Raw genomic sequence first — 13,649 nt, 5'->3', positions numbered from 1 at the left:
CTTATATTAAATCAATAGCAACCGTTTCGTTGCATATCACAAGCGGAATTGGCGTATGAATAAAAATCGTTCAAGAAAGAAGTGAATATGCCTCTTACAAACTGTCTCAATGCAAGAGTAACGCAACATTGAAAGCTAAAATAGTATGATGGCGCCAGCTTGCACCTTTACAAGTGTAAAGATAGTGTCAACAATAGATTTTGCATTATACCCTTCACGGAGCTGGCCGTAAAATGGACTTGGAAATATTGAGAGATGTATCTGTTAAATAAACACTGAAAGCATAAAGGTAGTGCGCTATCCCACATTATAAATTTTTTCATACACTTCTCAAAGACATGCTTTCTCTCTTCTCTCACACACACAAGCCATAGTCTATCCGAAAAGTTTGTTTTTTTCTTCAATGAAAGAAATAAAGCAATGAGAATAATTTTTTTATAGTACCATAGGAGCCTACAACATTTTATCCTTTATGTCTTTTTGTAATTGCTGACTGTGCTGCTGCTAAGCGCGCAATTGGCACCCGAAAAGGAGAACATGAAACATAATCCAAACCATTTTCTTCACATAAAGCAATAGACAAAGGATCGCCTCCGTGTTCACCACAAATTCCCAGTTTAATTTTTTCACGTCGTGAACGGCCCCGCTGTGCAGCAATAGAAATAAGCTCCCCTACTCCATCACGGTCAATCGATATAAAAGGATCTTGTTCTAAAAGTCCTTTTTGAAAATAAGTTGCTAAAAAGGGAGCCGCATCATCACGAGAAATTCCAAAAGTAGTTTGCGTCAAATCATTTGTTCCAAATGAAAAAAATTCAGCCGTTCCAGCAATTTCATCTGCTCGAAGAGCTGCCCTTGGAAGCTCAATCATCGTCCCAACCATGTACTGAATAGTGCTTCCCTTTTCCTTCATCACTTCACGAGCGACCTGATCAATACGGGCTTTTACAAAATCAAGTTCAGATTTAAGTGCAACAAGCGGCACCATAATTTCAAGCATAACAGGAGAGCCAGATTCTTGATCAGCTTCTGCTGCTGCTTCAAAAATGGCCCGCGCCTGCATCTCCACAATTTCGGGATAAGTAATAGCTAAACGGCATCCCCTTAATCCAAGCATAGGATTAAATTCGTGCAGCTGCTGCGCGCGTTCAGCAAGAACTTCAGTAGAAACTCCCATAGCCGTTGCAACATCAAGAATTTCTGCATCTGTTTTTGGCAAAAATTCATGGAGTGGTGGATCTAATAAACGGATAGTAACAGGCAAACCAGACATAATTTCAAACAATTCAGCAAAGTCTGAACGCTGCATTGGTAAAAGCTTATCCAAGGCTTTGCGACGCCCGCTTTCATCATTGCTTAAAATCATTTCACGCATAGCAACAATACGATCCCCAGAAAAAAACATGTGCTCTGTGCGGCACAGACCAATACCTTCAGCCCCAAAGGAATGCCCCATACGCGCATCAGACGGTGTTTCAGCATTAGCGCGAATTTTGAGACGCCGCATCCCATCAGCCCACTCCATCAATTTTGCAAAATCTCCGCAAAGCTCAGGTTGCAACATCGCAACCTCCCCTTTAAAAATTTCTCCGCTTCCACCATCAATCGTAATAACATCGCCTTTTTTAAAGCTTTGCTCTGAAGCAAACATTGTGTTTGTGTTATAATCAATCCGTACACTCCCTGCACCAGAAATACATGGCTTTCCCATACCACGCGCTACAACAGCAGCATGACTTGTCATACCACCACGCGTCGTTAAAATCCCTTCTGCTGCGTGCATACCATGAATATCTTCTGGACTTGTCTCTACGCGGACCAAAATAACTTTACGGCCTTCTTTCGCTGCAGTTTCTGCCTCTTCCGAAGTAAAAATAATTTCACCCGTTGCTGCACCCGGAGAAGCAGGTAAACCACGTGCAATAACAAAACGATCAGCTTTCGGGTCAAGTGTTGGATGTAGAAGTTGGTCTAGTGATTTTGCATCAATTCGCATTACCGCTTCTTCACGGCTTATCAACCCTTCCTCAACCATTTCAATAGCCATTTTTAAAGCCGCACGTGCCGTTCGTTTTCCTGAACGAGTCTGCAGCATCCACAATTTACCCTTTTCAATTGTAAATTCAAGGTCTTGCATATCGCGATAATGCTGTTCAAGCTTCTGTGCGATCTGACATAACTTCAAAAAAACCTCCGGCATGATTTTTTCCAAGGATGCTTTATTTGAACCTGCAGCAATACGCGCATTTTCTGTGATGTTTTGTGGAGTTCGAATACCTGCCACAACATCTTCACCCTGTGCATTGACCAAAAACTCACCGTAAAGCTCTTTCTCCCCTGTTGATGGATTGCGGGTAAAAGCAACGCCCGTTGCCGAATCCTCACCCATATTGCCAAATACCATCGCCTGTACATTAACTGCTGTTCCCCAACTTTCAGGAATATTATGTAAATGACGATACGTAACTGCACGTGCTGTCATCCAACTTGAAAAAACTGCTCCAATTGCTCCCCACAATTGTTGTTCAGGATCTTGCGGGAAAGGTTTCCCTAACTTTTCTTCAACGTATGCTTTATAAGAAACAATAACATCTTTCCAATCAGCCGCTGTCATTTCTGTATCGACAGCATAACCATTGTGTACTTTTGCATCATCAAGAATCTCTTCAAAATATGAATGATCTAATCCCAGAACAACATTAGAATACATTTGGATAAAACGACGATAACTGTCATAAGCAAAGCGTTCATTATTGGTCTGTAAAGCAATTGCTTGCACAGTCTCATCATTCATACCAAGATTAAGGACCGTATCCATCATTCCCGGCATAGAAGCACGAGCTCCAGAGCGAACAGAGAGTAAAAGCGGCCTTCTTTCGTTACCAAATTCACGTCCTGTTTGTTCACTAATGTGCTTAAGCGCCTGTTTAACAACTTCCTGTAATTCTTTTGGATATGACTTGCCATGTGCATAATAAAAATTACAAACTTCTGTCGTAAGAGTAAATCCAGGAGGTACTGGCAGACCAAGATTACTCATTTCTGCCAAATTAGCCCCTTTGCCACCGAGAAGATTGCGCTCACTTGCACTTCCTTCTGCATTGCCATCACCAAAACTATAAACCCATTTTGTCATCCTAAAAATCCTCCCATATCAGCATCAAAACATCATTTGATCCGGGCTAATGATTAAAAGCAATGCTTTAATTTAAAATTGGCTAAACCAAAGAAAATATTGCTTCAGAAATCCGTAAAACTTATTCCCCACCGAAAGAAGGGCATGACCACAAATATCAATACCCATCTTCTTAAAGAAAAAATTTAGTTTTTAAGAAAACTATCAATCACCGAAAAAAAGTATTCTACTGACATAACACCTTCATACTTATTACCATTAATAAAGAATGTAGGTGTTGCTGTAACACCAAGCTCTTTACCACGCTCAAAGGATGCATTTACTTCATCTAAAATCGACTGATTTTTCAGGCAAGCGTTAAAACTTTCATCCGTAAAACCTGCCATTAAGCCAATTTTCTTTAACGGTGTTAGAGCGTCTTGCCCCCAAACCCATTCATTCTGTTTCTGAAAGAGAACCTCTATCAAAGGAAAATAGCGATCTTCTGGTACACACCGTGCTAACATAAAGCCTGCCGTTGCACGAGGATCAAAAGCAAAATCTCGGAAAATAAGTTTTACTTTTCCTGTTTTGATATATTTTTTACGAATTTGCGGAAGTACATCATTATAAAAATGCGCACAATGCGCACACGTCAATGAAGCATATTCAATAATTGTTACTGGTGCATTCTCCTCTCCTTCAACTCTATCCTTAACTTTGCCCGATTGAAGGAGCTTGACCATATCAACAGTTGAAACTGGTTTAACTTCACCAGCTAAAGTGGTGGTTGCACTGATTTGTAGAGTTGCCATTAAGGCAAAAATTACCGCGAAAGACAAAAAAGAACGACAGTTTATCATAAATAATACTTTTCTGTTGTGATTAAACGAATAAGAACTCAACACTTTTTCATATACTAACGAAAAATATATAAAACACCTCGCTCTATTTATTATTTTTTTCTGCAAAAATGCAACAGCCAAGTTCATAAAGTGATTGTCGCAAACTTTTATCTTCAACGCTCTCAAGCATTTTTTCCACGCATTTTTTGTCTTTTTCATTCAGAGCTAGTTCACTCAAAGCTAGCTTCGTCTGCAAGTGATTGTTAAGAACAAAGATGCGCTTTTGCTCAATCTTGATGCGGTCAAGAGCAACATATCCAAAAAAAACATTAATTCTGTGAAGCAATTCATCTGTTTCATGCATCAATTTTAACGCAGCAAACCCTTCACAAGCCACAATAAGTGTTGCAGGTTGGAAAATTTCATCTTGATCTGCGCGACGTTTCCAAATAATTTTGAGTGGCATTGCATATTCACTGATATCATGGCCTACAATCTGTGACCAATGCTCTATAAGTGCCATATTAAGTCCCGTCCGCTTGCGTAAAACTGGATCAAGCATTTTAGATACCGTTTCAGCAAGAGAATAAAAATGGCGCTTTTGAAATTGTTTGCTCATGTTTCTAAATCATCATCAAAACATTTACTAAATTATAACAGTTTTTTCTTTCATCTAAGAGCGATTACCCTCAAAAATAATCAAATATCAAAAAAAACGATATTATCTAAAGAGAATCCCTCTAATAAATGATCAAAAACGAACCATAAATTGCAAAATAAATGCTTTTTTCTTTTGCATTTTATATCTCCCTGTGATTGACAACAATCATGCATGAAATTTCTTCGCGCCTTCTTTCTTGGTATGATAAAAATCACCGGCATTTACCATGGCGTATTACCCCCAAAGAACAAATGCAAGGTATTCGCCCTGATCCCTATCGCGTTTGGCTCTCTGAGATTATGCTTCAACAAACAACTGTCAAAGCTGTTAAGCCTTATTTTAAAAAATTTCTGAAATTTTGGCCTAATCTCTCTTCTTTAGCAAAAGCCTCACAAGATGATATCTTGAAAGCGTGGGCTGGCCTTGGTTACTATTCACGCGCACGCAATCTTAAAAATTGCGCTCAACAGCTTGTTGAAAACTATGGGGGACAATTTCCACAGTCCGTAAAAGCATTGCGTACTCTATCCGGTATTGGGGACTATACTGCTGCAGCCATCGCTGCAATTGCTTTTAACCATCCTGTAGCTGTTGTTGATAGTAATGTTGAACGTGTTGTAACACGGCTATTTGCTATCACCTCACTATTGCCCAAAGCAAAAGCTGAAATTAAAGAAAAAACACAAAAAGTCACTGATTTAAATCGCCCTGGCGACTTTGCTCAAGCCATGATGGATCTGGGAGCAACAATCTGTACACCACGCAAACCATCTTGTTACCTTTGTCCTCTTCAAAGTTTATGCCAGGCAGAAAAGATGCAAATAGCAGAGTCTTTTCCAAACAAAGCCCCTAAAAAAGAACGCCCCTTTAAAATTGGTGCCGCTTTTGTTGTCCTTAATGAAAATAAGCAAATTTATCTAGAAAAACGACAGGGTAAAAAACTACTCGGTGGGATGACCCAAATCCCTAACAATATCGGAATAAATGAACAAAAAAGACTCGAAAACGCTCCCTTTACTGCCGATTGGCAATTCAAAGGGCAAATTACACATGTTTTTACCCATTTTTCTCTGAAACTTGACGTTTACTCTATTAGTGGTGTTTGCGAAATGAAGGGAAAAAATGGCTGGTGGTGTGACATTAATCGTCTTGCCGAAGAAGCTCTTCCTACTGTTATGAAAAAAGCTATTGCCGTAGCAATTCCCAATTCTTTCAAGTTAAAATAACGCTTCTCACTGAAGAAATGAAATATTCAGTTCAGCGCGAACTAATTTATTTCTTATAAAACACCCATTTTCAACATCTGTGAACGTATTATCATTCTTAAATCATTTATTGATTTCAACTGACCATTTTCCTCGTAATACCAAAATGTCCAACCGTTACAGCTTTGAGAATCTTGAGCCTTTCGTCCCATTGCATGAATAGAACCAGCTTCACCACTATACATGATAGTGCCGTCGGCTCTTACAATAGCAGACACTTGCTTCTTCCGATCATAAAGAACTTCTCCAGGATGGAGTAAGCCTGCCTCAAGTAGACTGTTGAATGCTACACGCGGTTCTACTTTTTTTCTATCCAAAATCGCTATTTCTGGTTCCTCTAAAGGTTTAACTGCAGCAATCCTCTCACAAGCCGCATCAATATAGTGTTGCTCACGTTCAATACCGATAAAATCACGTCCCAGAAGTTTAGCAACAGCACCTGTTGTCCCCGAACCAAAAAACGGATCAAGAATAATATCACCCGGTTTACTAGAAGCCATAATGATACGCGCTAATAATGTTTGTGGTTTTTGTGTTGGATGTAATTTCCGGCCTTTCTCATCTTTTAAACGTTCAGCACCAGTGCAGAGAGGAAAAAGCCAATCTGAACGCATTTGTAGATCTTCATTCGCAGCTTTTAAAGCATCATAATTAAATGTGTATTTTTTATCCTTTTGATCGCGAACAGCCCAAATAAGGGTCTCATGAGCATTTTGAAAGCGACGCCCTCGAAAGTTAGGCATGGGATTATTTTTACGCCAAATGATATCATTCAACATCCAAAAACCTAAATCTTGTAATGCTGTACCAACCCGAAAAATATTATGATAAGATCCAATAACCCAAATTGTCCCGTTGGGCTTCAATACACGACGACAAGCAAGCAGCCATGCACGCGTAAAAGCATCATAAGCAGCAAAACTTTCAAACTGATCCCACGCATCATCAACCCCATCAACAAGCGAATGATCTGGACGGTATAAAGCCCCATCCAATTGTAAATTATAAGGAGGATCCGCAAAAATCATATCAACCGAATGTTTGGGAAGTTTCTCCAGTACTGCAACACAATCTCCCTTGAAGATTTTATTGCGCCATGACATCTGTGAGGGAGTAGGAACAAAATCTTTTTGAAGCTGAATAACTGTCATAGAAAACCCAAAAAAACGAACTGAAATTGTCCTATAATCAAAATGATCGTAGGCCCGCATTACCGATCTATATTTACAAAATAGAGTAAATGTATCGTTAAGCTCCTTTAAAATTGATATTCATTTTTGCAAAATTTATATTTGTTTTGGCTCTTTTAATGAAGAATAAAGCAATGTTGACTGATAAATCGTTATTTTTCTTTTCTTCTATGCTCTGTTCACATATCCTTTGCTTCATCAAAACAATAAGAATCATTTTCAAAGCATATTTTTATGAAATAAAGTCTTTTCAATATCATTGTCAGGCAAGGGCTCAAGCTAAGAAGAAACACGTGAAGGAATATCTCATGCCTCAAATAGATCTCATTATTTTTGATTGTGATGGAGTTCTGGTAGATTCTGAATATCTTGCAGCAAAAATTGGATCTCAATTACTTAAACAAACAGGATATGAAATATCACCCGAAGAATTAAGTGAGCGTTACGCAGGACTAATCTTTCTTGATATTCTTAAAAAAGTTGAACAGGAAACAGGAAAAGCAATTTCTGCTCATCTCATAGATCAAATGTCAGATCTTTTTCGGGCACAAATAAAAACTGAACTCCGTGCTATTGATGGCATAAGAAAAGCAATAAAAGTCATCCAATCCCGCTATTCTTATTGTATTTGCTCCAATGCAGCCAGTACGGATATAAAAGAGATGCTCACCACCGTCGATCTCTATGATCTTTTTGATGATAAAGAGAAAATATTTTCTGCACCTGAAGTTGGAACAAAAAAAACTAAACCTGCCCCAGATGTTTTTCTTTTTGCCGCACAACAATTACATGCAAAGCCAACAAATACTATTGTTATAGAAGATTCTGTTCATGGCGTCCACGCTGCAACAGCAGCAGGCATGCGCGTCATCGGATTCACGGGAGGATCACACAGCTATCTTGGCCACTCTAATGCACTTGCAGAAGCGGGTGCCGAAACATCTATTGCTAAACATGCCCATTTAATAGAAGTCTTAGAGGCAATGGCAGTCTGGAAAGATTTATCATAAAAAATACCTTAGAAGAATATCAACCAACAATCTCTTAGTAACATTTTTACGAAGATATCCTTACCCTCAACAACCATATCTCTAAGAGCTAAGATATATCTATCTGCATTGGTAGCGTATAATAAATAAACTCTCTGCTTCATTGTCACAACCAATGAAACCTTTAACTTTATCCAATTTGATGCTAACTATTTTGCAAAAATTATAATTTCGTTTCGTATCCATGCCATAATATAACCTGAAATTAATACAATTGGAAAAAAACATGCTCTCCTTTCAGGAATAATGACACAAGTCAACACAATACTCGAATAAAATTGAAATATGATCCGAACATATAACCCACAAAATCATTGTCATACACAGACAAATTTCATCAATACACCTAGTATGTGATTTGTTATAATCTATTGATTAATGAGTCCATGACAATTTCCATATCGCCATTTTACAATAAAAAACTAATTTATAATAATAATTTATCGTTTTGCAATTTGAATGAGAGCCCCAAAGGCAGTAAGATTCCCTCATTCCACCCCTTTTTATATTGAATCAATAAAAACCATTTAAGAAAGCAGTAATATACCTCTTATTAACCGTCTCAATGCAAAAGCTGTAGCAACATTGGAAGCTCGCAAATACAATGATAGTGCCAACTTGTTATTGCATACTGAATTCCAAATAGAACATTCATTAAATTATCTTATCATGATTTTGAAAGAAAATTTATAAAATCCATTTTATAGCTGAATGTTTTTTTAATGCATATAACCGAGAATATTCTCTCTACATATACAATCTATTTAAATAAGATAAATATTCATAACTTAGATAAAAATAGTATTATTTATTTTCATTCTCTTTAAAATGAATAATTACAAATTTTTTAATAATTTTATTATTTAATAGAATTATCTACTCACGTAGAGCATAATATGTTTTCCTATAATTATTAAATAAAATATTGTAAAAAAAACAAATCAAAAATTATAAAAAATATTCTTCATTATTTTTAAATATATGATTTCTTTAAAATCACATAACATGAATATATTAAAATTTAATTATATCAAAAAGTATTTTTATACTTGACAAAAAAATACATAATAATCTATATTTTTTTCGCCGGCATAAGTTATAGATGCAATTTGTATTTTTTATTATATTTATTTTATAAGCAAATGTATCTATTTACATAATTTAACAATATAAATTATTTGAGGTGAATTATGGTGAAATTATTTAAAAATAAGATGCTAAGTATTTTTTTAACAGCTGCTTTTTCTTTTTTGCAAATTGTGAATGTTAATGCAAATCATTTAAAAAATAGTTTTCAACAAGAATATTACTCTGCTTCTGTAGTAAAAAAGGAAGAGAATACAGTAATCAGTACAGCTTCCCTCTCTATCCCAAGTTTAAAAAGTGAAGTGAGACAAGAAGCTATCACTGAAGGAAAAATTGAAAAGGTAGCTGGACCGCTCACATTGGGAGTAGGGGTTATGGTTGCTGGATATGCAATGAGTGCAATAAGCACAATAATAGGATGGATAACGCAAATAATAGCATTCTTCAGATAAAGCCGTTTAGTGTTATTTTTTAAGAGACAGCTTCATTATGTGCTAGAATAATTAAAACACATAATGAAGCGCATTTCATTTATTACACACAATAAAAGCCCATCAAACACCCAAACTTCTCTGCTTTATTGGCTTTTTGGATGTCGCTGCTTCTTTATATTAAATAAAAAAGTATTTTAAAATTATGTATTAAATATTACTATATTTTTTGCTATTTTCCTTTCACAAGTTGTGGCCAATCATTAGAGAAATAACCCTCAAAAAGAGGAGGTTTTTATTTCCGTAATAAAATAAGGAAAAAATCAAGAGACTGGCCTAGCAGTTCTCTATCTTCCAAACTTAAATTATGGAATGGAAAATGATGCTATCATTGAAGGAAAAATTGAAAAGGTATTTGAACCTATTACAATAAGATTCTTTACTACAATAGGAGCTCTAGGTTTTGGCTTCTTGACTGAATCTATTCTGGGCATATTTACTGAAATACTCGGATGAGCAACAGGTAAAGTTCAAACAAATAAAAAAGTCAAATAATTTAAAATTATTCGGCTATTTTTCTTCTGTTAAAGAAGTATTTTTTCAATTGCATCCCGCCTTAATTAATTAGGAGGGATTTTTTTGTGCTTTCTATGAAGCATTTTGCTAAAAATAGCCAAAATACTATGCAAAACAGTACAATAGCGACCGGTATAAAAATTGATAATTTATACTGAAAAAATATTCCAGATGCATAATATGGGTGTTACAACGCTATAAAATTTCTCGATAAACTCTCTAAGATGAGTCTAAGCTGGAAGAACTTGATTGTGATATGAGTCTTTGATTATACAAATAAGAGTAGAAAAACAGGCATAAGAAATTAAATCTACTAAAAATTCCTCGCAGATACTACCCTCTCTCCTCGTTTACAATATTCAAGTAATTGAATAAAGAAGCAGAAGTTAAAAATAAATTATCCCTTCCAACATAAACAAAAAATCTTTAATATTCAATTTATTACATCTCAATATTCGAAAAAACAATACCATTGATTTTCCGTTATTTATAAGCATAATCAAACAAACTTCCATTTATTTAACGATTTAAATATTATTAAAAACGTGAAATATACAACTTCATTCGTTCACCGAAAATAAATGAAAGAAAAGATTCATGAAATATATCAGCACGAGAGGTGAAGCCCCTATTTTAGGCTTTACCGAAACGGTTATGACTGGTCTCGCCAGTGATGGTGGTCTTTACCTTCCAGAAAAATTTCCTCAATTATCACCCGATATATTACGGACTCTGCGCGGACAATCCTATACGACAATTGCTAAAACCATTCTTTGGCCCTTTGTGAATAACGAAATCGAATACGTATCCTTTGAGAAGATGATTGTCGAATCTTATGCTACCTTTCGCCATCCAGCAACCTGCCCATTACTGCAAACTGGTCAAGATGAGTTTATCCTTGAACTTTTTCACGGTCCTACTTTGGCATTTAAAGATGTTGCAATGCAGTTTCTTTCTAGGTTAATGGACTATTTTTTAACTAAACAAAATAAACGAGCAACAATTATTGGTGCTACATCAGGTGATACAGGTGGTGCTGCGATACAAGCCTTTGCTGGAAGAAAAAATGCAGATGTTTTTATTTTGTTCCCTAAAGGACGCGTATCACCCATTCAGCAACGGCAAATGACCACCAATCAAAGTGATAATGTTCATGCTATAGCCATTGAAGGAAACTTTGATGATTGCCAAGCACTCGTCAAAGCGATATTTAATGACCAAAATTTTTGTCAAAAGAGAGCCCTTTCAGGAGTTAATTCTATAAACTGGGCTCGTATTATGGCGCAAATTGTTTATTATTTTTCATCCGCACTTTCCCTAGGAGCCCCTGATAGATCTGTTTCATTTACTGTTCCTACTGGAAATTTCGGTGATATTTTTGCAGGGTATGTCGCCGCTCGTATGGGATTACCTATTGCACAATTGGTCATTGCGACAAATGATAATGATATCCTTGCACGCACATTAACCAGTGGTACTTACGAAACACGACCTATAACCCATACAACATCACCTTCTATGGACATTCAAATTTCTTCTAATTTTGAACGCTTGCTGTTTGAAAGTGGTAATCGTGATCCAGTATGGATTCGCAATGCGATGGAAAACTTGCAACAATCAGGACGTTTTACTCTTGATGAAACACGACTCCAAAATATTCGTTCCATGTTTTGTGCTGGGAAAAGTAGCATGGCTGAAACAGCACAAACAATTGACAGTGTTTATAGAGAAAGTGGCTATCTCGCTGATCCACATACAGCCGTTGCACTCAAAGTAGCGCGCGAACACAAAAAAACGCATATTCCAATGATCATTCTTGCCACCGCTCATCCTGCTAAATTTCCTGATGCAATCCAAAATGCCTGTGGTATTAATCCACCATGGATATCTTGCTTGAATGGATTGATGGAATGCGAAGAGCACTTTACAAGTCTTGCTAATGATGAAAAAATAGTAAAAAATTACATTTCTTTAAAATCACATGCATCTTATTAAGCTTAGGTGCATTGATTTAAATCACAAATATTCCAATGCCTTTTCAAAGAGGTATTTGGCTTGTTTAATGGAGTCGTAAGCACATGGGTGTAGATATCAGTCGCCTGAGTAACGGTTTGACTATTGCCACACAGACAATGCAACAAATTGATAGTGTAGCGCTCGGAATATGGGTTAAAGTAGGCTCACGCAACGAAACCTTTACACAACATGGCATCGCACATCTCCTTGAACACATGGCTTTCAAAGGAACCGAAAACCGCACAGCTTTTCAGATTGCAACTGATATTGAAGATGTTGGCGGCGAAATCAATGCTACCACCAGTACTGAAACCACTGCCTATTTCGCACGCGTACTTAAAGATGATATCCCACTGGCTATTGATATTCTAGCCGATATTTTGATGTTTTCAAAATTTGATGAAGATGAATTAGAACGAGAAAAACAAGTGATTTTTCAGGAAATTGGTGCTGCTCGCGATGTTCCTGATGATGTTGTTTTTGATCACTTTACTGAAACAGCCTTTCGCCATCAGTCGCTTGGTCGCTCTATTTTAGGGACCCCCAAAACAATTCAATCATTTACATCTGCTGATCTTCATAATTTCATGAATAAACAATATAGCGCAGACCGTATGATTGTGGTTGCGGCAGGAGCTGTACAACACGAAAATTTCCTGCAAGAAGTCGAAAGCCGTCTTAGCACTTTTCGTTCTCATTCAACAGCTCCTCTTACAAACCTTGCGAATTATGTCGGTGGCGATTTTCGTGAATATCGCGATTTAATGGACACACAAATTGTTCTTGGTTTTGAAGGGCGTGCCTATCATGCTCGTGACTTTTATGCTGCCCAAATTCTTTCAATTATTCTTGGTGGAGGCATGTCATCACGTCTTTTCCAAGAAGTAAGAGAAAAACGTGGATTATGTTATTCTATTTATGCTTTTCATTGGGGCTTTTCAGATATTGGACTTTTTGGCATTCACGCCGCCACCGGACAAGAGGGATTAAAGGAGTTGCTTCCTGTGATTCTTGATGAACTCTCTAAGGCAAGCAAAAACATTCATGCTAATGAACTTCAACGAGCACAAGCACAATATCGTGCTAACCTCACAATGTCACAGGAAAATCCATCCAGTCAGGCGCAGCTCATTGCTCGCCAAATGCTTCTTTATGGTCGACCAATTCCCATATCTGAAACAATTGAACGCTTAGAACTCATTACCACCCAAAGATTAACTGATTTAGCTGATCGTCTTTTTATTAATTCCACTCCGACATTAGCAGCTGTCGGGCCTGTTGGTCCTCTCATGAATTTTGATGATTTAACATCAACTCTTTTATATAATATAAAGTAAGATTCAATATAGTTTTTTCCAAACACTTTAGAGTATATTGGGATATAAAAAAGTATTTTTAAAAATAACGGCGTCATG

General features: G+C 36.8%; 9 protein-coding genes and 1 pseudogene. 6 read left to right on the top strand and 4 right to left on the bottom strand.

The features are described from left to right. Positions 1-463: 463 nt before the first annotated feature. From ppdK to MCQ_RS01165, 3 genes are all read right to left on the bottom strand, one after another. Positions 464-3,136: a pyruvate, phosphate dikinase gene (ppdK, locus tag MCQ_RS01175; RefSeq protein WP_006923044.1), complete on the bottom strand. Its 2,673-nt coding sequence runs from the start codon at positions 3,134-3,136 to the stop codon at positions 464-466. A gap of 185 nt (positions 3,137-3,321) precedes the next feature. Next, the gene (locus MCQ_RS01170) at positions 3,322-3,978 is read right to left on the bottom strand and encodes a DsbA family protein (RefSeq protein WP_006923043.1); all 657 of its coding nucleotides are present in this window, start codon (positions 3,976-3,978) and stop codon (positions 3,322-3,324) included. Positions 3,979-4,063: 85 nt separating this feature from the next. Continuing rightward, positions 4,064-4,579: a DUF721 domain-containing protein gene (locus MCQ_RS01165; protein WP_006923042.1), complete on the bottom strand. Its 516-nt coding sequence runs from the start codon at positions 4,577-4,579 to the stop codon at positions 4,064-4,066. 209 nt (positions 4,580-4,788) lie between these two features. On the opposite strand from MCQ_RS01165, the gene mutY reads away from it, so the two are divergent. Then, positions 4,789-5,847 (top strand): A/G-specific adenine glycosylase, encoded by a 1,059-nt coding sequence (gene mutY, locus MCQ_RS01160; protein ID WP_006923040.1) that lies wholly within the window; start codon positions 4,789-4,791, stop codon positions 5,845-5,847. Between the two features lie 53 nt (positions 5,848-5,900). Here the strand turns inward: mutY and MCQ_RS01155 are convergent, their stop codons facing one another. Next, positions 5,901-6,989, bottom strand: coding sequence for a site-specific DNA-methyltransferase (locus MCQ_RS01155; protein ID WP_420021777.1), 1,089 nt, complete (start codon positions 6,987-6,989; stop codon positions 5,901-5,903). 395 nt (positions 6,990-7,384) lie between these two features. Between MCQ_RS01155 and MCQ_RS01150 the strand changes: the two genes are divergently transcribed. The 5 genes and pseudogenes from MCQ_RS01150 (at position 7,385) to MCQ_RS01130 (ending at position 13,571) form a co-directional block, all read left to right on the top strand. Then, positions 7,385-8,086 (top strand): HAD family hydrolase, encoded by a 702-nt coding sequence (locus MCQ_RS01150; protein WP_006923038.1) that lies wholly within the window; start codon positions 7,385-7,387, stop codon positions 8,084-8,086. A gap of 582 nt (positions 8,087-8,668) precedes the next feature. After that, positions 8,669-8,755, top strand: a pseudogene (locus tag MCQ_RS09900) (DUF4102 domain-containing protein); the annotation flags it as partial. 560 nt (positions 8,756-9,315) lie between these two features. Beyond that, positions 9,316-9,663, top strand: coding sequence for a hypothetical protein (locus tag MCQ_RS01145; protein ID WP_006923037.1), 348 nt, complete (start codon positions 9,316-9,318; stop codon positions 9,661-9,663). A gap of 1,152 nt (positions 9,664-10,815) precedes the next feature. Then, a complete protein-coding gene (thrC, locus tag MCQ_RS01135; RefSeq protein WP_006923036.1) occupies positions 10,816-12,213 on the top strand; it encodes a threonine synthase in 1,398 nt (465 codons plus the stop codon). An 83-nt stretch (positions 12,214-12,296) separates the two neighbouring features. Further along, positions 12,297-13,571, top strand: coding sequence for a M16 family metallopeptidase (locus MCQ_RS01130; RefSeq protein ID WP_006923035.1), 1,275 nt, complete (start codon positions 12,297-12,299; stop codon positions 13,569-13,571). The last annotated feature ends 78 nt before the right edge of the window (positions 13,572-13,649 follow it).

Source organism: Candidatus Bartonella washoeensis Sb944nv (genome assembly GCF_000278135.1).
GTDB lineage: Bacteria > Pseudomonadota > Alphaproteobacteria > Rhizobiales > Rhizobiaceae > Bartonella > Bartonella washoeensis.
This window is presented reverse-complemented; position numbering and strand designations above follow the sequence as displayed.

Bases quoted from the DNA above. Each gene is read 5' to 3' on its own strand.
- ppdK (WP_006923044.1), bottom strand. From the start codon at position 3,136: ATGACAAAATGGGTTTATAGTTTTGGTGATGGCAATGCAGAAGGAAGT.
- MCQ_RS01170 (WP_006923043.1), bottom strand. From the start codon at position 3,978: ATGATAAACTGTCGTTCTTTTTTGTCTTTCGCGGTAATTTTTGCCTTA.
- MCQ_RS01165 (WP_006923042.1), bottom strand. From the start codon at position 4,579: ATGAGCAAACAATTTCAAAAGCGCCATTTTTATTCTCTTGCTGAAACG.
- mutY (WP_006923040.1), top strand. From the start codon at position 4,789: ATGCATGAAATTTCTTCGCGCCTTCTTTCTTGGTATGATAAAAATCAC.
- MCQ_RS01155 (WP_420021777.1), bottom strand. From the start codon at position 6,989: ATGTCATGGCGCAATAAAATCTTCAAGGGAGATTGTGTTGCAGTACTG.
- MCQ_RS01150 (WP_006923038.1), top strand. From the start codon at position 7,385: ATGCCTCAAATAGATCTCATTATTTTTGATTGTGATGGAGTTCTGGTA.
- MCQ_RS01145 (WP_006923037.1), top strand. From the start codon at position 9,316: ATGGTGAAATTATTTAAAAATAAGATGCTAAGTATTTTTTTAACAGCT.
- thrC (WP_006923036.1), top strand. From the start codon at position 10,816: ATGAAATATATCAGCACGAGAGGTGAAGCCCCTATTTTAGGCTTTACC.
- MCQ_RS01130 (WP_006923035.1), top strand. From the start codon at position 12,297: ATGGGTGTAGATATCAGTCGCCTGAGTAACGGTTTGACTATTGCCACA.